Source organism: bacterium (assembly GCA_021372615.1).
GTDB lineage: Bacteria > Armatimonadota > Zipacnadia > Zipacnadales > UBA11051 > JAJFUB01.
Genome location: JAJFUB010000034.1, coordinates 70,240 through 93,741 on the forward strand (window position 1 = coordinate 70,240; position 23,502 = coordinate 93,741).

The 23,502-nt window shown below is 68.5% G+C and carries 18 protein-coding genes; 1 reads left to right on the top strand and 17 read right to left on the bottom strand.

Features of this window, described 5'->3' with window-relative positions; genetic code table 11:
• The first annotated feature begins 71 nt into the window (after positions 1 to 71).
• Positions 72 to 1,625 carry a glycoside hydrolase gene (locus tag LLH23_05685; GenBank protein ID MCE5237965.1) on the top strand — a complete coding sequence of 518 codons (1,554 nt, stop codon included), beginning with the start codon at positions 72 to 74 and terminating at the stop codon, positions 1,623 to 1,625.
• On the opposite strand, the gene LLH23_05690 is transcribed toward LLH23_05685, so the two are convergent.
• The 17 genes from LLH23_05690 to LLH23_05770 form a co-directional block, all read right to left on the bottom strand.
• Positions 1,604 to 2,452 carry a hypothetical protein gene (locus LLH23_05690; protein MCE5237966.1) on the bottom strand — a complete coding sequence of 283 codons (849 nt, stop codon included), beginning with the start codon at positions 2,450 to 2,452 and terminating at the stop codon, positions 1,604 to 1,606. The two genes, LLH23_05685 and LLH23_05690, sit on opposite strands and share 22 nt — an antisense overlap.
• 3 nt (positions 2,453 to 2,455) lie before the next feature.
• Complete coding sequence (locus tag LLH23_05695; protein MCE5237967.1) at positions 2,456 to 3,001, bottom strand: RNA polymerase sigma factor; 546 nt, start codon at positions 2,999 to 3,001, stop codon at positions 2,456 to 2,458.
• Between the two features lie 77 nt (positions 3,002 to 3,078).
• Positions 3,079 to 4,971 (bottom strand): heparinase II/III-family protein, encoded by a 1,893-nt coding sequence (locus LLH23_05700; protein ID MCE5237968.1) that lies wholly within the window; start codon positions 4,969 to 4,971, stop codon positions 3,079 to 3,081.
• A gap of 43 nt (positions 4,972 to 5,014) precedes the next feature.
• Positions 5,015 to 6,130: a right-handed parallel beta-helix repeat-containing protein gene (locus tag LLH23_05705; protein MCE5237969.1), complete on the bottom strand. Its 1,116-nt coding sequence runs from the start codon at positions 6,128 to 6,130 to the stop codon at positions 5,015 to 5,017.
• A 206-nt stretch (positions 6,131 to 6,336) separates the two neighbouring features.
• Entirely contained in the window at positions 6,337 to 7,335 is a 999-nt protein-coding gene (locus tag LLH23_05710; GenBank protein MCE5237970.1) for a Gfo/Idh/MocA family oxidoreductase, read from the bottom strand.
• 79 nt (positions 7,336 to 7,414) lie between these two features.
• The gene (locus LLH23_05715) at positions 7,415 to 8,377 is read right to left on the bottom strand and encodes a phosphotransferase (GenBank protein MCE5237971.1); all 963 of its coding nucleotides are present in this window, start codon (positions 8,375 to 8,377) and stop codon (positions 7,415 to 7,417) included.
• Between the two features lie 113 nt (positions 8,378 to 8,490).
• A complete protein-coding gene (locus LLH23_05720) occupies positions 8,491 to 10,398 on the bottom strand; it encodes a hypothetical protein (protein MCE5237972.1) in 1,908 nt (635 codons plus the stop codon).
• Between the two features lie 242 nt (positions 10,399 to 10,640).
• On the bottom strand, positions 10,641 to 10,910 hold the full coding sequence (locus LLH23_05725) for an alpha/beta hydrolase family protein (protein ID MCE5237973.1): 270 nt from the start codon (positions 10,908 to 10,910) through the stop codon (positions 10,641 to 10,643).
• A gap of 189 nt (positions 10,911 to 11,099) precedes the next feature.
• On the bottom strand, positions 11,100 to 13,835 hold the full coding sequence (locus tag LLH23_05730) for a family 10 glycosylhydrolase (protein ID MCE5237974.1): 2,736 nt from the start codon (positions 13,833 to 13,835) through the stop codon (positions 11,100 to 11,102).
• A 185-nt stretch (positions 13,836 to 14,020) separates the two neighbouring features.
• A complete protein-coding gene (locus LLH23_05735) occupies positions 14,021 to 15,058 on the bottom strand; it encodes a prolyl oligopeptidase family serine peptidase (GenBank protein ID MCE5237975.1) in 1,038 nt (345 codons plus the stop codon).
• A gap of 41 nt (positions 15,059 to 15,099) precedes the next feature.
• Entirely contained in the window at positions 15,100 to 16,203 is a 1,104-nt protein-coding gene (locus LLH23_05740; protein ID MCE5237976.1) for a hypothetical protein, read from the bottom strand.
• Positions 16,204 to 16,253: 50 nt separating this feature from the next.
• A complete protein-coding gene (locus tag LLH23_05745; GenBank protein MCE5237977.1) occupies positions 16,254 to 17,360 on the bottom strand; it encodes a transglutaminase-like domain-containing protein in 1,107 nt (368 codons plus the stop codon).
• Between the two features lie 28 nt (positions 17,361 to 17,388).
• Complete coding sequence (locus LLH23_05750) at positions 17,389 to 18,339, bottom strand: hypothetical protein (protein ID MCE5237978.1); 951 nt, start codon at positions 18,337 to 18,339, stop codon at positions 17,389 to 17,391.
• A gap of 46 nt (positions 18,340 to 18,385) precedes the next feature.
• Positions 18,386 to 19,765, bottom strand: a complete 1,380-nt coding sequence (locus LLH23_05755) for an MFS transporter (protein MCE5237979.1) — start codon at positions 19,763 to 19,765, stop codon at positions 18,386 to 18,388.
• A gap of 21 nt (positions 19,766 to 19,786) precedes the next feature.
• Positions 19,787 to 21,067, bottom strand: a complete 1,281-nt coding sequence (locus LLH23_05760) for a DegT/DnrJ/EryC1/StrS family aminotransferase (GenBank protein ID MCE5237980.1) — start codon at positions 21,065 to 21,067, stop codon at positions 19,787 to 19,789.
• 2 nt (positions 21,068 to 21,069) lie between these two features.
• A complete protein-coding gene (locus LLH23_05765) occupies positions 21,070 to 21,951 on the bottom strand; it encodes a hypothetical protein (GenBank protein ID MCE5237981.1) in 882 nt (293 codons plus the stop codon).
• Between the two features lie 15 nt (positions 21,952 to 21,966).
• On the bottom strand, positions 21,967 to 23,277 hold the full coding sequence (locus LLH23_05770) for a DegT/DnrJ/EryC1/StrS family aminotransferase (protein ID MCE5237982.1): 1,311 nt from the start codon (positions 23,275 to 23,277) through the stop codon (positions 21,967 to 21,969).
• Positions 23,278 to 23,502 lie beyond the last annotated feature (225 nt).

Genomic DNA, 23,502 nt, shown 5'->3' on the forward strand with positions numbered 1-23,502 from the left:
CCCGCACCCGCGACCGTGTGGGTTCGAGGACGAACCCACCCACGCGACCTCGACGAAGGAGACAGACCCCCATGCGCTACGACTTCACCACCATGCGCCCCGGCGCCCTGCCCGCAGGCTTCAGCGGGGAGGGCTGGCAACTGGCGTCCGTCGCGCGCCACCCGCGCAACACGACCGCCATCAAGGCCGTGGACTCCCCCGACTACCATGTCGCCTTCCCCAGCATCTGCAAGGCGCAGAGCGGCGACCTGCTGGTCGTGTACCGCGAGGGCTTCACGCACGCGGTGAGTGAGGACCCGCACGACGGCAAAGTCGCCCTCATCCGCTCGACCGATGGCGGACGTACGTGGGGCGAGCGCGTCATCATCATGGACGGCGACGACTATGACGACCGCAACGCCGCCATCGCCTGCGCGCTCCCCGCGTGCCAGCAGGATGCTGGCGCTCCTACGGCGCAGTTGCTCGTGTGCTGGGACAAGTGGAAGCCGAGCAAACACCGCGGGGCCTACGCCATGCTCAGCGACGACGAGGGGCACACGTGGAGCGCCCCGATCCGCCTGCAGCCCGTCGAGGATGTGCACACGCGGTCAGCGTCGCTCATGCTCAGCGACGGCCACTGGCTCATCCCGCTGGCCGAGGGTGAGGGCGACGGGCAGGCGGCATATGCCACGATCCTGGACCCGCGCACGGGGCAGTCCGAGATGATCCCCATCACACCGGTGGGCGATCAGAACCTCGCCGACGAGGTCTGCGTCGCCCGCGCGGCGGACGGCTCGCTGGTGGCGCTGGGCCGTGCGGTGCGCGACCGGTACCTGTGGCAGACGCGCTCGCGCGACGAGGGACGCACGTGGGAGACGCCGTGGCTGTCGTCCATCCCCTCGCAGTACACGCCGGGCGATGTCATCGCCCTGGACAACGGTTGGCTGCTATGCAGCTTCTCGTTCCGCGAACGGCGCAATGAGCGGCTGGTGCTGTCCAAGGACCACGGGGAGACATGGGAGGTCGAGAACTCGATTGATGTCTTCGACGGCACCATGGCCGTGGGCGGCGACCGCTCGTATCCCGCGTCGGTACAGATTGACGCGGACACGATCGGCACGGTGCTGTATGAGACGCAGGCCCATCCCGCGGGCGGGGCGATCTACTTCGTGACCAGCAAGCTCAGCGAGTTTGACCGCGCGCCGGTGACGGCGCTCTACGCGCCGATGGAGGGGCCGGCTATCAGCCGGCCCGCCGTCACTGTCGCCCTCCCACCAGCCGCACAGGAGATCCGCTTCCGCTACCGCTTCACCGGCCGCTTCGGCGACGCCCCGAACCGGCTGGAGGTGAGCCTCGACGACCTCACTTTCGCCTACCAGATGGGCGCCACGCCCGACCGCAAGGGCGCGATCAACTACGTCCAGGCCAGCGGCCTGACGGCCAACGGCGAGGAGCACGAGGCGGTCGGCGATTGGTTCGACGACGGCAACGAGCACGAGCTGACCCTCCGCCGCGGCGCTGGCGGCTGGACGATGAGCCTCGACGGCCACGAGCAGATCACGGCCGCCGGGCCAGAGGCACCGGCGGCCGTGACGATTACGGCGGTGCGCGCGGGGATCGCCGTCTACGAGCTGGAGATCGCGTAGTCGTCGGGGTCCACGCCGACGGCGATATGCCCCAGGCAGTCGTACCAGTGGATGAAGGGGACGCCATCCACGACGAGCCGTTGCGCGTCGGGCAGGTGCTCATCCCACGGCCCGCGATCGGCGTAGACCTTGTTACCATGCCCCCAGAGGCGGCCGTTGTAACGCCGGCAGATGATGAGCCGCCCGTCGTCCGGGCGCACGAAGCACTCCATCAGCGCGTCCCGCTCGGTCGGCTGCGCCGGCACGTCAATGACATGCACGCACTCGAACTTCCGCTCACCCACGGTCAGCTTCGCCATGCCCAGCACGCCTGCCCTGTCATCGGGGTCGTCCGGCGTGTGACGTTGGGCCAGCGCGCCGTCCGCCTGCCGGGCGAAGCGTCCCGTGTCGCGTAGTACGAGGGCGAAGCTGCCCCAGTCGTCATCGAAGCCCTCATCCAGGAAGGTGCGCAGCACACGCACGCCCCGTCGCCGGCGGTCGGTCCCCAGCCAGCGGCCCTGCTCGGCCGTTGCGGCGATGAAGGTCCACGACCGGCTGACTTGCCAGTCGCGTTCGTGGTCGTACTCATCGTCCTGCAGCTCCAGGCCCTCGACGCCGTGCAGCTCGACCTTGCCGATCATGTGCACGTCCATCAGGTAGGTCAGCCGCCAGTCCGGCGGGTCGTACATCGTCCACATCGTGTGGTCACCGATCTGCAGCCGGCTGAACCCGTTGCGCACTTCCCGCCAGTGCAGCTCCGGCGCCGGCCGGTCGAGCGGCTCGACCCGAAGGTCCGGCCGCAGCTCGGGGAACGGCTGCGGCTTCCCGCCAATCGTGAACAGACTCATGTCTCATGCCTCCTCGTCCAGCCCGAGCGTCCGCCGCATGTGTCGTCGCGCCTCGTGCAGTCGCCGCTTGACGGTGCCGGCAGGACACTGCAGTTGCCGCGCGATCTCGGCGATGGACCAGCCCTCGGCGTAGAACAGCTCCGCGGCCTCGCGCAGCGGCGGGCGCACCTGCCGCAGCGCCTCCTGCGCCGCCTCGACCTGCTCGTCGGCGCGGCCCGCCGCGCGCCCGTAGCGATTGGCGGCAACCTCCAGGTGCTCCGCGGCCAGTGGTACGGTGGCCCGTCCCTGCGCCTTCCAGCAGTCGCGGCAGCGGTTGCGCGCGATCTGCAGCAGCCAGGCTCGTACGCGCCCGGCCTCCTGCAGCTTGCCGATATCCCGCCAGGCGTGCAGCAGCGTCTCTTGCAGGAGATCCTCCACGTCCTCGGGCCGTTCGAGCAGCCGCCGCAGCAGGGCGACGACGGGCCGCCCGTGCCGCTGCATCAACTCCGCGAAGGCAGCGCCCTCGCCCCGCGCACTACGGCTCACCAGTTCGGCATCATCCGGCTGCATGGGCACGCTCTCGGGCTGTTGATGAGAGAGTGGAGAAGGCGGGGAGCAAAAGGTTCGGCGCCTACGCCGGGGAGCGACTACGGCGCCGGGGTCACGGTCGTGGTCAACTCCCAGGCCGCCGCGGGGGCGGCGGTCCGCGCGACCACACAGGTATGCATGAAGTCCCAACCGTTGTCCTTCTTCCCCAGGCACACCGTGTTGTCGGGCAGCTTCTCCTGTGTGACCTGCAGCGGCACGGAGCTGCTCAGGCTCAGCTTCCCCTCCGGCCACGCAACCTCCCAGGTCGTGCCGTCTCCGGTGATGGCAGCCACCTCGGCAGTGCCCAGGTGCCAGCGGAAGCACGTGACCGCGGGCTGTGCCGGGCCCTGCACGGTGTCGGCGACGCGCAGAGCGGCGGCGTCCCACGTCACGTGCCGCTGCCAGCGCTGCAGGCCGGGGTAGCAGGCCGTAGGCTCCACGATGAGGTCCCCGCCCTCGGCCGTCAGGCGGCTGACCGCCATCGGCGCCACGGCCTTCCTGGGCTTTGCGTCCGCCACGTCGAGTACATTGTGCCCCACGACCGTTGAGTAGAGCGTGTGGATGGTTGGGTTGTCGTAGCCGGGCGTCCCCGCCTCGATGAGCAGGGGCTTGCCGCGGGCGATGAAGTTCACGTGTCCCCGGTCGTAGTGGTCGTGGCCGTCGAGCGGATGCCCGCCCCGCACCCACAGCCCGGTTGCGTCGTCAGCCCAGCTATCGCGCCAGTTGACGCGCCGCGCCGGCCCGTTGTAGAACGCGAACAGCGGCGGGGCCTGCGGCGGGACCGTCGCGGTGCGGGCCAGCAGGCCGATCAGGTCATCGGTCGGGCCGTCGTAGAGCGTGTCCAGCGCCCAGCGCGCAGCCGAGCTGCCCGCGAACACCGTCAGCGTCCCCAGCAGCCCCCGGGCGCCGCCGTCGTTGCGCCCGGTCTTGGCGCCACCGGCGTCGAAGCAGTTGACCCGCAGCCGCCCCGGCTGCAGGTGGTGGACCGCCCACGTCGGGAAGCCGCGCAGGAAGGGGTGATCGAGCGCCCGCGTGTCGCCGTGGGCCGCCATGGCATGCGCCGCCGCCAGCATCGACCCAACCGTGAACATCGCGTAGCCGATCCCCTCGTTGAACTCCCCCTGCTGCCCCTGCACGTCCATCGCCCGCAGCAGGTTCGTCACGCCCAGTTCGTACTCAGCCGCGAACTGGTCCTTGCCCAGCAGGAGACAGGCGCGGATGAGGCCTTCGGTCGGCAGCACCCACTGGTTGGTCTGTGGGTGGCCATTGCCCGACCGGAACCACCCGCGGCGCAAGCGCCAGTCGTCGCCGATCGTCTTGATCTCCCCGCGCAGCAGGCCGTGCACCTGCGCGACCAGCTCCGGCGGCAGGCTTCCAGCCGGCATCAGCTCCAGCGTGTCCGCAATCCCCCGGATGCCCTGGCCCGTGGCCAGCCAACTGCCGTCCCAGTAGCCGGCCGGCACGGGATCGGGCGCGGGTGTGCAGAGCTGCCAGCCAGGCCGTTGCAGCGGCGACCATGTCGCCGTCTCCGCCAGTTGGCTGATGATCCGCGCGCGGAAGACCTCCTCGCCGGTGCAGCGGTACGCCAGGGCGAGCAGGGGCAACTCATTGAGAACCGTGCCGGCAGCCGCGAAGTCCGACATCGCCAGCCCGAACACTCCCTGCCGGGGCTGGCGGTCCATGAACTTCGCCCGCCCATCCAGCCACGTGCGGTTCTGGCCGATGTCGGCATACCGGTACACGCGCTTGACGATGGGCGTGGCAGCGATCTTGCGCGCCCGCTCGACGATGGTCTGCAGCGGCGCCGCCAGTTCCGGCCGCTGCCGGACGGCATCGGCCATCGCGCCCCAGTCGCGCGCCGGGGCGCTGACTTGCCCCGAGGCCGGCAGGGACGACAGCGCGACGACCGCGAGGAGTGCCAGCGACAGCAGGCCACAGGCTGGGACAGTCATGCGGAGCCTCCAGGGGCCAGACGCAACATGCGGGTGGTTGACGCTACAACCCCGCCTCCAGCCTCACACCCGCCCCCACGAAGCGTGGCGTGTTCACCTCTACCACCACATTGCCACTCGACCCCACCACCAGGACTGTTTTCTCCGGCGCCGTGTAGTACAGCCCCGTGCCACGCGGCGTTCCCGCGCCGCGCAGGGCATTGCCGGTCACGACCACCATGCCCGTGCCATGCGTCACCGACACCGCGAGGTAGCGATAGGTCGAGGCTGGCTGCTTCTCGCCGCCGAAGTTGAGGATGCGGTTGTGGGCGATGGTGGAAGCTGCGCCGCCCTGCACGATGGCCTCGATGCCGCACCACGCCCCCGCCTCGTCCGTCTCGCCGAACCCCTCGATGTAGTTGTCACAGATCGAGGTGCCGAAGAGCCGGTGGGCATAGATGGCCGTGTGCGGCACCCCGTAGATGTGGTTGCGCTCGACCACCCAGCCGGCGGCGTTGTCCATGTGGATGCCGTCGGCGCCCGAGCTGGCGATCCAGTTGTCGCTCAGGATCCAGTCGGTCACGGAGTTCCCCGGGTCCTCGATGAAGATACCGTGCCGCCCCGAGTTCTCGATGAAGTTGCCGGAGATGCGCCCGTTCACCTGCGAGTTCTTGAGCCCGACGCCCTTGGCGCTGCGGCTGGTAAGCCGCAAGCCGTCCCCGCCCATGCTCGTGATGCAGACGTCCTCAACCACGCTCAGCCACGAGCGCAGGACCAGGCCGGCGGTCTGAGCCCCCGGGTTGCCCTTGCGGTTGCCGTTCAGCGTCAGGTGCCGCACGGCCACGGGTGTGCCGGTCCACGGCGCGTCATCCAGGTACCCCGCGGAGGCGACGAGCGCGCCAAGGTTCGCCCCGTCCGCCTGCTTGAGGACCGTGCCCGTACGGCTCTCACCGCGCAGCGACCGCTGCCCGAGCAGGCGGATGGTCTGGTTGACGAGGAACGCCCCGCGGAGCACGACTTCGCTGCCCTCCGGGCTGGCGGCGATGGCCGCGTTAATGGCGGCGGCATCGGCAGGCGTGCTCGTGCCCACGACGATGATCGGCTCGGCCGCCCGCACGGCCTCCGCCCCCGCACCCCACAGGAGAAAGCCGATCAGCGCCAGCCCTCGCCATGTCATCATCGCACCGTCCCTTCGCCTGCCGTTGGAGCGCGGGCTTTCCAGCCCGCGAGCCGTTGTCGTTGCCGTCCTGCAGGAGAGGGCAGAGCCGGGAGGCCCGCCTCACGTGCGCCGGCCCCTTCGGGACGAACGGCTGTGGGAGCGGTCACCCGGTCGCGGTCGGTGACCGCTCCCACACCCTCCTCATCCCCTCATCCCGCCATCCCGCCCTACCTCAGCCGCACCGGTCGCCCCTCTGCCGCCGAGCGGATGAGCGCGTGCGCCACTTCCAGCGAGGCGAGCACTTCCTCGTGCGTCGGCACCTCGACCGGCAGGCCATGCGTCACGCAGCGCACGAAGTAGCCGATCTCGTCGCGCAGAGCGCCGACGGTCGCGCCGTAGATCTCCGGCCAGTACGACGTGTCCGGCGTCGTCACCCGGTCCTCCAGCCAGAACCCCAGCCCGTTCCCCGGGACTTCCAGTAATGCCGTCCCCTTGGTCCCGATCACCTCGCCGAGGATGTGGCCCCGCCACGGGGTCGAGTCGGGCAGCAGCCAGGCCGTCTCCACCACGCCCACCGAGCCGTCGTCCATCGTGATGATCCCCCAGAACAGGTCATCGCCGAGCCCGCCGACATCGGCGGTGCGCATGTAGACCTCCACCGGCCGGCGGTCGCCGAAGTACCACAGGATCAGGTCAATGTCGTGGATGCCGGTGGTGTAGAGGAGATTGGACTTGGTGAACTTCGCGCGCATCGCGAGGCTCTGGTTGCGACGGCCGTAGACGCTGACGACCTTCCCCAGCTCGCCCCGGTCAATGCTCCCCTTGATGGCGGCGCAACGGGTGTCGAAGCGCAGGAGGTGGCCGACCATCATCCGCCGCCCCAGCTCCCGCGCGCGGGCCACCATCCGCCGCGCCTCGTCCATGTCGTGGCTGAGGGGCTTTTCGACGAAGACATCGCATCCGGCCTCCAGCGCGGCCATCACGGGCGCGAAGTGCCGGTTGTCATCGGTGACGACATGGACCGCGTCCAGCTCCACGGCGGCCAACATCGCGTCCACGTCGGGGAAGACGTGCGGCACGCCGTAGCGGTCGGCCAGCTCGCGGGCGCGGGCCTCGGTGCGCGACACGAGCGCCACGACCTCAGCGCCGTCGAGCCCGGACAGGACGTCCAGATGCCGGGCCCCGAAGTCCCCGGCGCCAATGACGGCGAAGCGTTTGCGTTGCATGTGGAGGGTGCCTCCTACAGGTGCTTCCGGAAGAACTCATGCGCCCGGTTGTCGGCAAGCATCGGCGGCTGCGCGGTGACTAACCCGGCCCCGCCGCTTCCGGCAGGTAGGCATGGAGGCGCTCGCGCAGGACGCCGAGCTGCTGGTTGATGAACTCGTCATCCGTTGGGCGTCCGGTGAAGCGTGGCCAGTGTGTCGCAAAGACGGCCATGCGCCACACCTGGCGGGCCACGATGAACCAGGGGAGAGCCGCGAGCGTGGCCTCGGGCAACGGTCGGATCTCCCGGTAAGCCTGGCAGAAGCCGGCCCACAGGCTCTCGGTCTGGCAGAACAGGCGGCAGACCGCCAGGTCGTAGGCCCGCCAGCCTGGCCCACCGCAGTCGAAGTCGAACACCCACAGCGTGCCGTCTGTATCCCGGCGGAGGTTGCCGCCGTGGAAGTCGGCGTGGCAGAACCCCCACTCCAGTGTCGGGGCTTGCGACGCCAGGCCCGTGCGCAATGCCGCCACGGCTTCCGCCACGAAAGCCGCGTCCGTCGGGCGGTGTGCCAGGAGGCGCAGCACCACCGCGAGTGGCTGGTCGAGCAGGTGCCCCAGATCGAGGCGGAAGCGCTCGTGAGGGCAAGTGAAGCCGTCGGTGTGGCGGTGGATCAGCGCCATGGTGCGGCCACAGGCACGCAGGGCTTCGGGGTTGGTCAGGTCGGGCGGCTCGCCAGGAGCGTACGGGAACAGCACTGCTGCGCGCGGCCCGTCATCGGCCTCAACAACAGTCTGAGCCGCGCCATCGCGCCGGGCGATCGGGCCACAGACCGCGAGCCCGCCCGTCGCCAGGTGGCTGAGCACCGCCAGTTCGTAGGCGATGTCGGCCGGCGTGCGCCAGCCGCGACGGTACAGCCGCAGCACGTACCGGCCCTGCAGCGACTCGATGAGGTAGTGCGTGTTCAGGCCGTCCTGGATCAGTTGACAGCTCGCGTTCCTGGCGAGCGGGTAGTGAGGCTGGAGGGCCTCGACCAGGGAGTCCGGACTGGGCGGAGCGTCGGACATGATGAGAGGCTCCATTGAGCTACAGGTACTCCCGGAAGAACGCATGCGCCTTGCTGTCGGCGAAGGCGTGCTCGCCGGGGTGGACATCGTGCCAGAGGTTCTTGCCGGCGCCGTCACCGCACAGGCTCACGGCTAACCCAGAGCCCGTCGTAACCGGCGGGCAATAGCGCATGGCCTCGGTGCTCAGCCATCAGGCAGGGGTTGCCGGCGATAGTGAACTCATCCAGGAGCCGCGGCTGCTTCGGCTCGCCAAGATCCACGATGGTCACGTGGCCTTCAGCGCGGTCAGTCAGGTACAGGGTGTTTCCGACCACGACCGGCTTGCCGGTCAGCCGGTGGCCCGCGAGGCCATGGTGCGGCAGCTGTCCCAGGGGACGACGGTCACCCCGCGTGATGATCGTGTACTGACCGTGAGGTTCGGTGAGCAGCCCGTGGACACCATCGGGCATCACGGCCAGGCCGTTGGTGGGATGCATGGGACCGGGCAGGACGTCGCCCGAGAAGACCGGCTGGGGGCCGCCGGTCAGGTCAAACCAGTGCGTTCCGCTCACATGCCAGGTGCAGGCCGCGTAGCGCCCCTCGAACAGGCCGTCGGTGATGTTATAGCCGTAGAGCAGGCCAAGGCGCTGGTCGTGGAACACCTCGCGCGGGTGAGCGGGATCGCTGACATCAAGGATGACCAAGGTGTTCGCGCCCACGTCAATCAGCGCGAGGGCAAGGCCCGGCGGGACGACCACCTGTTTGACGGACCTGCCCGGCACAGTGAAGCGCCCCTGCAACGCCAACTCCCCGCCGGCCCCGATGCGCCAGATTGACAACCCACCGCGCCCCTCGGCCACATAGAGCAGACCGCCGCGCTGTTTGGCGTCTACCGCGAACCCCTCCGTCGGGTAGACCGCTAGTCGCTTGAGCTCGGGCCACAGGCTGACCCGGTGCAGTCCGGCAACGCCGCACGCGACGAAGGCGTAGTCATCCCGAGCCGTCACGGCGAAGACCTGACCCTCCGGTTGGTAAATGCTCCAGCCATCGCGCTGCGGTGGCGTGGCCGGGGGAATCTGAACGGCGAGACCAGGCTGCGGGGCGACCGGCCGCGCCATCGGGGCCTCGAGCACGTGCAGATCGGTCCACAGCCCGGCCGCATAGACGACGCCCTGGCCGATGGCGAACCCACCGATGGGGGCGGTGTCTTGCCGTTGCTCGATGTAGGGCAGACGATGGTGGGCCACCACTCGCGGATGGGCCGGGTCCTTCACCTCAATGACGAACAGGCCGCCGTGGTTATCTCCCACATAGACGAACTCACCGGAAAGCTGCGCATCCCACATGTCCACGCGCAGGCGGTAGAAAGGCGGAAACGGCACCCGCGCGACCGTCTTGGGCTGGCGCGCATCGCTGACATCGAGCACTTCCAGACCGTGGCCCGCGCCGTAGCGCGGATCGTCGTTGCTGCTGGGCCTCCCCGTGCCGTGGTGATGGCCGGTCGCGGCGAAGCAATGGCCGCCGCGCACATCCAGCCCGTCGCCGTAACCGCCAAGCGGCGCATGGGACACGACGGTGGGCAGCCGGGGGTTGCCGACGTCGCAGATCACGACCTCCCGTGTGCCCCATACCCCCACGTACAGCATGCAGCCGCGCACGACGCATGACTGCGCCTCGCCGGTCCTGACCGTGCTCAAGTGGCGGGGCTGCGCAGGATCGCGCACGTCCACCAACTCGACGCCGTAGTGCCGGCAGGCGACGTACACGATCGACCCGCTGACCTCCAGCCCGGTGGCGAGTTCAATCGTGTTGTAGTGGCTGATCAGCCGCGGCGCCGCCGCGTCCGACGCGTCGATGATGAACAGACCATCCTCGCGGGCAGTGACGAACACACGGTCGCCGCGAACCACGATCTGCCGGTTGTTGCCGAGATTGTCGAGACTGCCCAGCACCCTGGGGTGTTGGGGGTCAGACACGCTGCAGACCCACAGGCGCTGCGGCCCGATCACGTAGAGCTTGTCGCCCGCGAGGGCTGCGTCCATGCAGGGCCCGATCCCGACAGTCCCCACCTCGCGCAGCGGAGGCCCGTAGAGGGAGGAGCTGATCTCGCCCAGGGGCGTGGACTGAGGGTAGGCGACCATCGTGCCGACACCTCCACACAGCAGCATCGCATAGAGGCAGCGGGCGAGGGCTCGTCGTCGCACACCCGACGTGTTGTGACTGCGCCCCACCTTGGTGGCCGTGCGCCCTGTCTCGTCTGAGCTCAGGTCACAAGCCGCTGCCATCACAGGTACTTCCCAACAAACTCATGCGCCTTGTTGTTCGCGAACATGTGCTCTCCGGGATGGATGTCCACCCACAGGTCCTCCTCTACCCCCGCCGCCGCGTAGATCCTCTGGAGCGCCTCAAACCCCGCGAGCTGGTCCTCAATGAAGAAGCAGGTGTCGTACACGCCCATCTCGATCAGCAGGGGCCGCGGGGCGATCAGCCCGGCGATGTCGTGCACATCGAAGTACTTGTAGATCTGGGGGACTGTCGGGCGATGTGACGACAATAGTTGAGATCACCCCGGTGCGACTGCACCTACCGGCGAGATCCTGCAGCGGACACAGTAACCGCCACTAGCAGCACGTCGGCTGCGGGTACTCTCCCACGAACCTATGCGCCTCGTCTTCCGCGGACCGGGTGCATGTCGTGCTCTGCAGGCGTTACCCCTCCGCCAAGAAGGCTATGGACTATGGCGCTACTGCTGGCCCCGACCAGCAGACAGATACTCCCTGCTGCGGACCATGAACGCCTGGCTCGTGCCATCCACAAAGACCATCGCCCCCGCCGCAGCCACGCGCTGGCCGCCTCCATCTGCAGTTGCCGTCAACCGCACCGTCGCGCTCTTGCCCGGAGCCGGCAGTTCGCCCAGATCGGCCAGCTTCCTGCCCCCCATGTCCTGCAACTGCAGCCGCCCACTGAAGCTCTTGACTGCCTGGCGGTGCTGGCCCGGCCCGACGACCGTGACCCTCACCCCCCCACCCGCCACGTCCTCGAAACGCAAATGGGGCCCGTTTTGCGGGATGCTCGCGGGTTTTGAGGTGATCCCTTCCGCGAACTTAGGCAGGCCCTGCATCGCGAGGTCGTTGCCCATGTTGAAGAGAGCGAAACCGTCAGCGCCGAGGTTCCGCCCCATCTCCATCTGGCCCACAACCGCCTCATCGGGATTGATGAACGAGCCGATTCCAGGATACAGCGGCACCGTCGCGCCAAGCAGGCTCAGTTGCCCGCGCACCACTGTCTGGAAGGTCTCGTCGTTCACTTCGTAGTCCATCGGGCAGACGAAATCCAGGTACCCCTGCTTGCACCACAGCACCCAGTCCTGCCCCAATCTGTCTCTGCAGGCGGGGTAGTCACCGATGGCTGCGGCCGACAACTTGATCCACGGCTTGAGCCGGTGAGCAGCCTCCGAGACTGCTTTCACCAGCCGGGTAATCTGGTCGCAACGGAACTGGCGATACTCGGCCTTCAGCGGTCCGCTGTAGCAGTCCTCCGGCCACTTGGCGATCTTGGCGCCATGCACTGCCTCGAAGCGTTCACGGCAGCCGTCGCAGTAGCAGCTTTCCTCGTCGGGATAGCGGATGTAGTCGAACTGGAGGCCGTCCATGTCATAGTTGCGCAGCACCTCGAGCAACGCGTCCCGCTCGAGTTCGAAGTTCTTGGGGTGCGAAGGGCATAGCCAGAGAATCTCCTCGCCCTTGGCATTGGCCTGCAGGCGGTGCTCAGCGCGCATGCGGCCCACGAAGCTCTCAGGCCCGTCCGGCAAGTACATCACACTCCAACATACCTTCCACACATGCACCTCCAGGCCGTACTTCTTGCCTGCCGCCACACACTGGGCGATCTGGTCCCCCTTCTCCTTGAAGTCATCCGAGTGTGGCAGGAGCTTGCTGTCGTAGTGCGCGAAGCCGCCACCCAGCATGTTGGGCACTACTGTGTTGAAGCCCGCCGCCTTCAGTCGCCGCATCGCCGTGTCCCAGGCGCCACAGTCTCCGGTGCCGGAAGCGTTCCAGACGGCGCGGAATTCCACCGTGCGCGACTTGTGGGCCACGAAGTACGCCTCGGCAAGCGCGTCATGGAACTTCTCTGCCGCCGCTTGCGCCTCTGGATAGCGCTTGTCCGCGAGCAGTCGCCGGGCCGTCGCCTCGGCCACAGTGGCCTGCGCCAATGCCGCCTTCACTTTCGCGGCAAACGCAGGGTCTTTCTGCGCTGTAGCGACAAAGGCGTCGAACTCGGCCGGGGTCTTGAAGGGGCGTATGTTCCGCGCCTTGGCCAGGTCGCCACTCACGACGGCCTCCCATGCCTCGGGTACAAAATGGCCGACCAGCGCCCTTACGAAGGCCAGTTTGGATGCCATTGGCTCCGCGTCAGCCAGTATCTGGCCCATGAAGGCCCCATTGTCGCTCACGAGGACTGCGGGGCCTTGGTCCTGCCCTTTCTTGTCGCGCCAGATGCCGATCACGCGGGCGTTGTGTGTCGGCCCCGCCGCGAAACTCATCTTGCACATCGAGTTCTGAACCATGCTGCTAGGCAGGCCGGGGAGGGCATCGGGCGTGAAGGCTATCTCTGCGAAGTCGTCACGCTTCATCCGCTGCGCAAACGAGCGGTTGGCGAGACCAAGCAAGTCCGCCACAGCATCCGGCGCTGCGAAGGCGAACATCACCTTCCCGCCGCCCGCCACGAAGCCCCTGATCTGCTCAACTGCCTTGTCGCTGAGTTCAGGGCTGAAGGGGAAGATTGCCAGCTTCTGGCCGTGAAGTGTGCCGCTCTCGAGGTCGGTCTCCCCGATCACATCATGCGCCACGCCGACCTTGGTGAGGAGCCCGCGAAGCATCGTCTCGGCCCACTTGGCCCCGCCAGTGCCTCTGACGCCCTTCATCGAGCCGGAGATCACGACGACGTCATCCCAACGTGCCTGCAGGTTATCCAGCGCGCAGAAGGTATCCGCAGCATGGGTATCGAGGGGCCAGATGCTGATACGGATGGCATCCACCGTGTCCCATCCGCCGACATTCCCCTGGGGGAAGAACATGCTCTTGTCCAGCACCACATGCTTCCAGCCCTTGGTCGGGATGAACCAGCCGTGGTACCAAGCCTGTCCGCTGCGGAAATACAGAGTGCCGCTCTTTACGACCGTCGGGTCGTCGCAGTAGAGGTCGAAGGTGATGGTGCGGGCGCGCGACAGGTCGAGCTTGACCTGCTTGTCAAACGACCCGCGCTCCAATCCTGGGTCGGTGAAGGGGCAGGGCAGCTTCAAGGCCATACCGTCGTCATGGGGCATGATCTCGGCCGGGCGCGAGCCATTCGCGTCCACCCAGGCGGCCCGCAAGGCCGCGACATCCGGGTAGTTGAAGTCATCAATGGTGCTGACTTCGGCTGCCAGACATCCCCCGGCCATCGCCAGCAAGGAGAGCCCGAGCAATGTCGTGCGCATGGTTCGCCTCCTGTGGTATGGGCCAGCCGCACTTCCGTGGCAGGGAAGCCCAACCTGCCAACAAACAGAAGCCGACCCATCGGGCTCCGGCAAGTTGGGGCGGGGCGGAGGCGAATTCTACCGTGAGAATGGTCTCCCAATCCGTTGTCGCCAAAGGCCATTCCCGCAGGCCATAGCCGCCTCACCTACAGATACTTCCCAAAGAACTCATGCGCCTTGTTGTTGGCGAACATGTGCTCACCGGGGTGGATGTCCGCCCACAAGTCCTCCTCGGCCCCCGCCGCCGCGTAGATCTTCTTCAGCGCCTCCCAGCCCGCAAGCTGGTCCTCAATGAAGAAGCACGTGTCGTATACGCCCATCTCGATCAGCAGGGGCCGCGGGGCGATGAGACCGGCGATGTCGTGCACATCGAAGTACTTGTAGATCTGCGGCACCATCTGGCTGCCGCACCAGTTGGCTCGGTTGATCGCGAACCCCTGCCACGGGTTCAGGTAGCCGATGATGTCGGCGCACTTGATCCGCGGCTCGGCGGCCGTGGCGAAGGTCGTCATCGTCCCGCCCTGGCTCAGGCCCATCATCCCGATGCGGTCTGGGTCCACCTCTGCCCGCGTCTGCAGGTAGTCCACGCAGCACTTCATGTCCCAGATGTTGAGCATCAGCGTGTAGACGCCGAACATCGCGCCGCGCAGGAAGTGGACATTGCACTTGTCGCGGCCGGGGTACGGGTTGTTGCCGTCGGCCCGCTCGCCGAAGACCCGCAGGTCCGGGCTGATCGTCAGGTAGCCATCCAGGGCCATGATCTCGCCGTAGTTGTAGTTGTGCTGGGTGATGCTGGCGGCCATGTCGGGCGTGGTGCGGTTGCCCGCGACGGGCTCCTTGCCGTACAGGCCGTGCCCGTGGCTGCACAGGATCGCGGGGTTGCTCCCATCGGTCGGCATGTCCTTGTGGCGCAGGACGATGCAGGGCACGGACATGTGCTCTTCGGAGTCGAAGATGACCCGCTCGCGGACCAGTCCGCTGGGCTCCTCGACGCTGAAGATGACCTCGGGCTCAGGGTCCACCGGCTCGGGGAAATCCCCGAGCAGCTCGAAGAACTTCTCACTGGCCTTGGCCTGCCAGTCCTCGAACTCAGCCAGGCTCGAGCCCCGGAAGGTGAGCAGCGGCGTCCAGTTCTCCGCCATCTTGTTGAAGTATGCGATCATCGAGAAGTTGCGCTTGGCCATCTGCGGCACTCCCTTTCGCCTCGGGTTGGCAGTATGTCACATCATCGCGTCATCTGCGGGTTGCACATCTCGCCGACGGCCGCGACCATCGCCCGGAAGTTCTCGGGCGGGATAGGCGGGTTGATCTCGCTGGAGGTGGCGACGAACATGCCGCCGGTGCGCAGGGCGTCGGTCTCGCGGATATGCCGCAGCACCTCGGCCCGGACCTGCTCGGGCGTGCCGCGCTCCATCAGGTCCACCCCGTCCACACCGCCGGCCCACACCATCTGCGGCCACGCCTGCTTGAGCCCCACGATCTCCATGCCCACCCCCGGCTCCAGGCAGTAGAAGCCGTCCACGCCGCAGGCCATCAGGTCCGGCAGGGCCTTCCGGTAGTTGCCGTCGCTGTGGTACAGCACCTTCACCCCGGCCGCGTGCCAGGCGGCGGTCACCTGCTCCACGTACGGGTAGTGGAAGCGGGCCAGGAAGTCCGGCGGGAAGATGGGGCCCTGCTTGGTGGCGAAGTCCTCGGCGAGGAGGATGACCGGCGACAGCTCGCCGTCCGCGACCGCTCGCACCCACTCCAGGCGCCGCGCTCCGCTGGCCGCCATGTACCGCGCGAAGACCTCGGGGTAGTCGTAGGTGAAGTACGAGAACAGCTCCAGGCCCATCGCATCATAGGCGGAACAGAAGCCCACGTCGTGGTACTTGAGGATCACGGTCTCACCGATCTGCGCTTGCAGGCCGGTCATGTAGCGGCGCCACTCCGCGCGGGCCGGGGCCGGCTCGATCACCTGGGCCTCGAGCGCCTCGGTCCGTCGCACCAGCCAATCCCGCGCCCCCTCGGTCGTGTCGAAGGGACGGCTTACGCGCCACGCCGTCCAGTTGTCGTTCTGGTACACGAAGCCGTCTTCCGTCGTGACGCGCCCCGTGCCGCGGGGCGCCACCGGCGGCATGATGAGGTCGGTGGTCTGGCGGATCACCGCGCAGATGTCCTGCACGGTGTAGTCGAAGCCCTCGATCGTTCTGCCGGTCCAGTCGGCGATGACCCGCGGGTTGTAGCTGAGCTGCTCCAGGATCGGCACGCGGTCCACCGGCTGCAGGTTCAGGGCGGCCTCGACCCGCTCACGCTTGGACATGACATCGGTGGGGAAGAGGCGTTCCATGGGGCGGGGCCTCCACAGGGATGGGAGCGCGGCTGCCAGCGGTCCCGGGGCTACCACTTCGCGGGCGCGTAGGCGACTTCGAGGCGGCTCGTGAGGCCGGGGCGCCCGCAGACATTCACGGGCCGGACCTCCAGCACGTTTTCCCCTTCGCGCAGCGGCCAGTCGAGCGTGGCGGGGCGCGTCTGCCACACGCCGCCATCCACGCGCGTCTCGAAGTGGTCGAACCACGGCATGCAGTGCTCCAGTGACACGGTCAGGTTCGGCCCGTCGGCCCAGGCAGCCTGCGCGGACAGGCGCACCATGTTCACCGTCCAGTACAGGTCATCGGGGTTGTCGGTCAGCACGCCCGTGCCGCCAGGGGCGAAGTGGCTGACGAAGCCGGGCAGGCAGCGCCGGTCGAGCCACGTCCAGCGCCCTACGGTCAGGCGCGCGTAGTAGTCGAGCGCGCGGTGGCGGACGAAGCGCCGGCACAGGTGTGCCGCCTCCTGCTCGCTGAAGTGGTCCATGTTCGGCATGAGCTTGCTGACCAGCCCGACGTGCTCGCCCACCGGGAGCGTGAACGGGGGCTCCTCCTGCACTACCGTCACCGCCTCGGCCTCGTGGGCCAGCCACGCCTCGTGTATCTCCAGCGCCGACAGGGGCACGCCGTCGCGCTCGTAGTGCAGGTTGAGGTCCGGGTCGAGGAGGACCCACTTGCGGTACTGGTTGGACCAGATCTCCGGCACGCTGTGGCCGACGTTGCCGACATTGTGCCCGCGCGGGAAGGCGCTGTCCCGCACACCGATGCTCAGCGGCCGCGCCACCCAACCCAGCGCCCGGGCGCCTTCCACGAAGACCCGGCTATAGAAGCCGCAGTTGAAGTGCTCCCCGCGGTCGGCCTCATGCAGGATGTCCAGGGCATCCCGGACGGTGTTGAAGCATAGCGACCAGCCATGATCCCAGCGCGACCGCACCCACCGCTGTAGCGTGCGCTGGGCCTCAAACTCAGTCGCGTAGCCGGCCACGACGTCGTCGAGGCCGTACTCCTCGCGCACCTGCATCGTGCGCGGGGCCAGCGGGTCGCCGTAGTCCATCTGCGTGAAGTCGCCGACGAAGGCCGGCAGGTCGCAGCGGATGATCTCGAAGTCGCCGGGGATGCCGTGCCTGTCTTCGCTCATCGGTCGCTCCTTCCGGGGGCGTCGGGCCTCAGTACGCGTTCAGCCGGTCGGCCTCGGCGTGCAACTCCGCCATGCTGCAGGGGGTCAACGCCAGCCCCAGCTTCTCCGCCAGGGCATACGCGACCTCGATGGTCGTCTCGACGGCCCGGCGGCGGCCGCTGGCGCGGTCACCCACGTCCCAGGTGTTGTGGGTCGGGTGGTGCAGGAGCAGCACCGGGTGATCGCGCCGGATCTGGTCCCGCACGCTGGCTTCGCAGATCGCCATGGTGTCAGCGAAGCTCAGCTCGTTCTCGGCCCGGCAGTCCCGTACGGTCCAGGTGTCCGGCTGCGAGGCGGGGAGGGGCTCCAGACCCCGCGTCAGGGTGAACTCGTACAGGTCCAGGTCGCCGGGGACCAGGCGCGACTTGCTGCTGGCGTGGTGGGGATGGGGGAAGGCGCCGTGCCACAGGTGGCCCACTTCCGGGTGGGGGTTCCAGCGCCCCGGCGCCGAGCAGTAGCTCTGCCGGAAGCCCAGCTCGGCCAGGATCGGGAAGGTGTAGTCATTGGCCTGGGCGCAGCACGCCCCGAAGCTGTCGGCGGCCAGGCCCAAGGCTTGCTCCCAGTCGTCCCTGGCGATGGTGAGGACCTCCCGCTGCTCGTCGTAGTCGTACCAGGTCAGCGGCCGCTGCCAGTCGTAGTCCTCCGTCGCGCCCGGCGGGCGATAGCCGCGCACCTGGAAGTGCAGGGCCTGCCAACAGCCATGCGCGGCCATTTCGCGGAACAGGTCCGGCTGCCGCCGGGCCACCTCCGGCTCCGAGCAAAAGCCCAGGCAGCGCTGCAGACCACGCTCGGCGAACAGCTCATGGAGCCCCCGCACGGCCAGCTCGGCGACCTCCCACGTCTGGTCCCGCCCTCCGCCGGGCTTCTGGGGCGTCTGGCAGTCCATGAAGTAGATGAAGAAGAGCTGCGAGCGGTTCTTCTCGGTCAGCTGGGGCTTCATGGCTCGCCTCCTCGTGCAGGCCGGCAGGATGCCGGCGCTCCTACGGCTACAGCGGCCAGCGCCACGACAGGCGGCGCAAGATGCGGCTCGAGACGGCATGCAGCACATCGCGCGTGCGGTAGCGGTCGTCGGGCCGGACGTGTCCGTAGCAAGCCCAGCCCAGCGCCACCAACCCCGCCGCCAGCGCGAACAGGACCGCATGGGTGTCCACCGTCACCCAGCCCAACGACACGCGCCAGTCGCCCCACGCCTGTAGCAGCGCCCCGGCCAGCAGCGGCGCCATCCCGCCCACCAGCCCGATCCAGGCGTAGTAGAGTGCCGTGTAGGCGGTGTTCTTGTGGGGCGGGACGACGTCATTGTACAGCAGGCGGCCCGCTCCCAGCGCAGCCCCGTTGAAGGCCATGCCATGCGCCAGATACAGCAGGCCGCACCACATCACCAGGTGCGGCGCCTGGCGCGGCATCAGCAGCCAGCCCACGGGGATGAGGAGGGTCAGCGCGGCCCCGGTCATCAGCACCGGACGGCTGCCCACGCGGTCGGCCGCGTAGCCCCACAGCAGCGCCGCGAGCGCCCCGCCGACCATGACCAGCGACTCTAGCGTCACCACGACCCCCGGGGCCAGCCCCAGCGCCTGCTTGACGAACAGGGGCAGGAACGACAGGTACAGAAGTGTCCCGACCGTGATGCAACCGATCCCCGCCAGATAGACCACGAAGTTGCGATCCCGCAGCGCCTGGCGCATGTTCGCCAGGTGTCCCGCGCCGGGCGCCTCCTGCGACTGTGGCTGCCCGCCCTGCACCGGGATCACGGCGGCCACGCCCACCAGGCCGAACACGACGCCGACAGCGATCAGGAGCAGGAAACGGTCCAGCCCCTCGCCCCCCTTGATGACTTGCCCGGCCGCCGCCAGCGTGAGGCACGTGGCCAGCGTGATCATCAGCGTGGACATCGCGCCGAAGCGGCCCCGGACACGATCGGGGACCACCTCCTGCATCCATGGGTACCAGGCCGACTCCGCCAGCGAGCGCAGGGCGGCGAACAGGGCTACGACCACGATGAGGTGCACCAGGCCCCCGGCATGGCCAAAGCGGTGCATCACCCAGGGCAGCAGCAGCAGCCCGGCGACGGCGAGCTTGCGTGCCGTCCAGCACGCCAGGAACACCCGCCGCCGCCCCAGGCGCGTGGCGATGGGGGCGGCCCACAGGGCCAGCACGCCCGCAAAGGGCAACAGCGAGAGCAGCAGGCCGATCTGCGCCTTGGGCAGCCCCAACTCGTCGAGGAACAGCAGGAAGACCGGGCCGAACACGGTCAGGTACGCGAAGACCGCATTCAGCGCGTTCTGCGTCACCAGCCAGGGAAGACCCCTGAGCTGCACGTCCTCGGGTAGCTCACACACGCCCTCAGGCAGCGGCTCGGCGCGCCCCATCGTCACAGCCCTTCCATCCGGCTACGGCTTGTCCGCGAGGTCGTCGAGCCGTTCCATCACCTTGCGCATGGCGGCGGCGACCTCGGTCAGGGACTCGCGCGTCACATCAATGAAGCCCGGCAGCGAGATCAGGCGCCGGTTAAGACTCTCGGCCACGGGCAGCGTGGGCCGGGCCGGCGGTTCCGGGCGCGTCGGGTCGTAGAAGCAACCGCCCAGCTCCCGCCGGTCCACAGTCGTAAACAGCGGCGCGGCGTGCAGCAGCCCGTACGTGAAGTTCAGGTCGGAGTAGCGGTCGGCGGTGACGGGTGCGCCCTCGGCCTGCATGGCGCCGACGATGCGCTCGCGTTCGACCCTCTGCACGGCCCCGGGGGTCAGCTTGAACTTGTACTCCAGGTAGCCCCCGCGCGTGGCCCCGGGCAGCGCCTCAATGACCTCCAGCCCCGGGCAGTCACGCAGCTGGTCATTCAGGTATTCCACGTTCGCCGTGCGCCTCTCGTTCAGTTCCGGCAGGCGCTGCAGGCCCACCCGCGCCATGGCGATGGCCCATGGATGGGGCCGGTACTTCGCCCCCAGGCTCATGTCGCCGATGGCGTTGACGACCTCCACCGCGCCCTGCCGCGGACGCCCGAAGTGGCCCAGCAACACCATGCGGTCCAGGAGCGCCGGATCGTCGGTCACGGCGACTCCCGACTCGCCGCCGCTGACCGCCTTGGAGCCCTGCATGGAGAAGCAACCGATCTGCCCGAAGCTGCCCACGGGCTGGCCTCGCCACAGCGCCCCATGGGCGTGGCTGGCGTCCTCGATCAGGGCCAGATGGTGCCGCCGGGCGATGTCGCACAGGCGGTCCATGTCGCAGACATTGCCGAACACATGCACGACGCACAGGGCCTTCGTGCGCTCCGTGACGCGGCGCTCGACGTCGTCGGGGTCAATCGTCAGCGACTCGGGGCGGATGTCGCAGAAAACCGGCGTGGCGGCGCAATGGATGATCGGTGTCGCGCTGGCGTGCCAGGTGTAGGCGGGGACAAGCACCTCGTCCCCCGGCCTCACGCCGACCGCGAAGTACGCGCTGTGCAGTGTTGCCGTGCCGCTGTTCATCGCCAGGGCGTAGCGACTGCCGGTCATCGCGGCGAAGTCTGCCTCGAACTCGCCGATCACGCCCCGAGGGCCGCCGATGGAGATGACGCCCTGGTCCATCAGGGCGTTGACCGCGGCCTTGACCTCGTCGTTGACCTGCACCCACTGCTCGCGCGGTGGGGTGGTGACGGCCTTCGGGCCACCGAGCAGAGCCAGAGCACTCATGGCTACACCTCACAGCTCGCGGCGGCGCGGACCTCCGCCAGCGTCGCCGGCGTCAGCTCCAGGCCGCACTCCTCCGCCGTCGCCGTGATGGCCTCGGCGATCAGCTCGAGGTTGCGGCGGTACGGGTCAGTGGGATCATCGTAGCAGCGCGTATTGTGGGTCATCACGACTACGGACTTGAGCCACCAGTCGTGCTCCACCTGCCGGCGCACGACCTCGCGGATGAGCCCGGGCCCCCAGTCGGCGAGGCCGTCGCGCTCCAGGCGCAGATGGCGCGGGTCGCAGGGGGCCTCGCGATGCGGGCCGATGTCGTCGGGCGCTGCGGCGGTGGGCAGTTCCAGGAAGCGCCGCCCGGCGCCCCCCGGTCGCCAGTGGGCGAAGGGCACGTCGTTGACCCACACCGCGCCGACGGCCGGGCTGTTGCGTCCCGGCAACGTGACACTGCCCTGCGTGAAGCCGAGGTCGGTCAGGAGCGGGAAGGTCTCCCAGGTGGCCGAGAAGCAGCCGGAGCGGTAGCTGGTCGGGGCCTGCCCGGTGACCGCCGCCACGCGGTCGCGGCCCTGTTGCAGCAGTTCCCGCTGCCTCTGGGGCGGCAGGTGCCCCAGGTGGCGGTCGCAGCCGAGGTCGGTGGTCTGGGGGTGCATGTGCAGCCCCAGGTCGGCCCCGGCTGCGCCCAGTTCGCAGACGACTCCCGGCAGGCCCTCGGCCAGCCGCGGAATGAGGAACAGCGTGGTCCGGTGCCCGCGCGCAACCAGGCTCTCCACGTAGCCGCGCATGGCCCGCTCCGCCAGCTCCCAGGTCGCCGGGCCGCCGGTGACCGGCGACTCCTCCTGGATCGTCTCGCAGTCCATCGTCCACGTGACGAACAGTCGCGCCGCGCTCACCGTGTGCTCCTTCGCCTACCGGCCCAACGTCGTGGCCCGCTCGAGCTTCTGGTCGCTCGTCATGCCTTGGAGCTGGTCAAGGTTCGTCAGCACCTTGACGTACGCCGCGGCGAGCTGGTCCAGGTACGCCTCGTCATAGCGGATCATCCGCGGCACGTGGATCAGGCGCGTGACGATCTGCTCGGCCACGGGACAGTCGCCGGGGCCCTGTCGCACGTCGCGCGAGAAGGCAATGCGCGTGGGCTTGCCGTCGCCGTAGACGTCGCACTCGTTCCAGAAGGGATGCAGGTGGTGGCAGAAGTAGCCGCCGGGGCTGGCGGACGCGCCTTCGGCCCGGATGGCCTCGGCGATGACCGCCACCGGCGCCTGGCTGATGATCTCATCCCCCAGGATCAGCATCTGCCAGTACGAGGCGCCGACCGTCACGTTCGGGTCGTGCAGCGGGTAGTTGCAGTCCACGCCGGGCACGGCGCACACCTGCGAAAAGAACCGCTCCATAGCCTTGACGCCGGGGGCGCGGTACTCGTCGTAGTGGCGCAACTGCACCCGCGCCATGGCCGAGGTCATCTGGTGCATCCGGTACTTGTAGCCGCCCCACGGCAGCGGCGCGAAGCGCTTGTACTCGGGGTTCTGCACGAACGAGTGGTGGTCGCCATGGCCAAACATGACAGCCCGCTCGTAGATGTCCTGGTCGTTGGTGTTCATCATGCCGCCCTCGCCGGTGGCCAGGGGCTTGCCGGACATGATCGAGGCCGCGCCGACATGGCCGATGGAGCCGACCTTGCGGCCCTTCCAGGTGCTCGCGTGCGAGTGCGAGTAGTCCTCGAGGATCTTCACGCCCCGGCGGGCGGCGATGTCCATGAAGGCATCCATGTTGGCGGCATAGCCGCCCATCTGCACGACGATGATGGCCTTGGTGCGGTCGGTGATGCGCCGCTCGGCATCGGCCGGATCGGGGCAGAGGCTGTGGGGGTCGAGGTCGCAGAAGACCGGCGTGGCGCCCAGGTTCAGCAGTTGGGTGTGCGTCGCCCAGAAGGTCCACGTTGGGGTGATGACCTCATCGCCCCGGCCGATGCCGAGGCCGTACATGGCGCAGTGAATGGCCGAGGTGCCGTTGTTGCAGGCCAGGGCATACTGGCTGCCCTCCCAGGCCGCGTACTCCTTCTCCAGTTCGAGCGTGACATCCGTGCCCGACATGCTCCGGGCGTGCAGGACCTCCAGGATCGCCCGCTCGTCTTCCGCGGTCACGATCGGCCAGGTGCTCAGGTCCGGGCATTCCAGAGTGACCGTTTTGGGACCGCCGTTGATTGCCAACTTGCTGCTCATCGCCAACTCCTTTGCGACCATGTCGCCGCGTGATTCAGGTGGGCGGGCACCCCCGCCTGCCCCCGGATGGTCCGGTCTCGGTACGCACACCCCTCCGGTTCGGGATGCGCCGCCCGCAGACCTTGTCCGGCGGCCTACAGCTTCCTCCCCGCGCCGGACAATCCTGCGCTTGTCACCGGCGACGCGGTGTTCTACACTCGGGCTGCCCAACCCTTCGTGTCGGGC

Excerpts from the sequence above, each read along its gene's own strand:
- LLH23_05685 (MCE5237965.1), top strand. The coding sequence starts at position 72 with ATGCGCTACGACTTCACCACCATGCGCCCCGGCGCCCTGCCCGCAGGC.
- LLH23_05690 (MCE5237966.1), bottom strand. The coding sequence starts at position 2,452 with ATGAGTCTGTTCACGATTGGCGGGAAGCCGCAGCCGTTCCCCGAGCTG.
- LLH23_05695 (MCE5237967.1), bottom strand. The coding sequence starts at position 3,001 with ATGCAGCCGGATGATGCCGAACTGGTGAGCCGTAGTGCGCGGGGCGAG.
- LLH23_05700 (MCE5237968.1), bottom strand. The coding sequence starts at position 4,971 with ATGACTGTCCCAGCCTGTGGCCTGCTGTCGCTGGCACTCCTCGCGGTC.
- LLH23_05705 (MCE5237969.1), bottom strand. The coding sequence starts at position 6,130 with ATGATGACATGGCGAGGGCTGGCGCTGATCGGCTTTCTCCTGTGGGGT.
- LLH23_05710 (MCE5237970.1), bottom strand. The coding sequence starts at position 7,335 with ATGCAACGCAAACGCTTCGCCGTCATTGGCGCCGGGGACTTCGGGGCC.
- LLH23_05715 (MCE5237971.1), bottom strand. The coding sequence starts at position 8,377 with ATGTCCGACGCTCCGCCCAGTCCGGACTCCCTGGTCGAGGCCCTCCAG.
- LLH23_05720 (MCE5237972.1), bottom strand. The coding sequence starts at position 10,398 with ATGGACGCAGCCCTCGCGGGCGACAAGCTCTACGTGATCGGGCCGCAG.
- LLH23_05730 (MCE5237974.1), bottom strand. The coding sequence starts at position 13,835 with ATGCGCACGACATTGCTCGGGCTCTCCTTGCTGGCGATGGCCGGGGGA.
- LLH23_05735 (MCE5237975.1), bottom strand. The coding sequence starts at position 15,058 with ATGGCCAAGCGCAACTTCTCGATGATCGCATACTTCAACAAGATGGCG.
- LLH23_05740 (MCE5237976.1), bottom strand. The coding sequence starts at position 16,203 with ATGGAACGCCTCTTCCCCACCGATGTCATGTCCAAGCGTGAGCGGGTC.
- LLH23_05745 (MCE5237977.1), bottom strand. The coding sequence starts at position 17,360 with ATGAGCGAAGACAGGCACGGCATCCCCGGCGACTTCGAGATCATCCGC.
- LLH23_05750 (MCE5237978.1), bottom strand. The coding sequence starts at position 18,339 with ATGAAGCCCCAGCTGACCGAGAAGAACCGCTCGCAGCTCTTCTTCATC.
- LLH23_05755 (MCE5237979.1), bottom strand. The coding sequence starts at position 19,765 with ATGGGGCGCGCCGAGCCGCTGCCTGAGGGCGTGTGTGAGCTACCCGAG.
- LLH23_05760 (MCE5237980.1), bottom strand. The coding sequence starts at position 21,067 with ATGAGTGCTCTGGCTCTGCTCGGTGGCCCGAAGGCCGTCACCACCCCA.
- LLH23_05770 (MCE5237982.1), bottom strand. The coding sequence starts at position 23,277 with ATGAGCAGCAAGTTGGCAATCAACGGCGGTCCCAAAACGGTCACTCTG.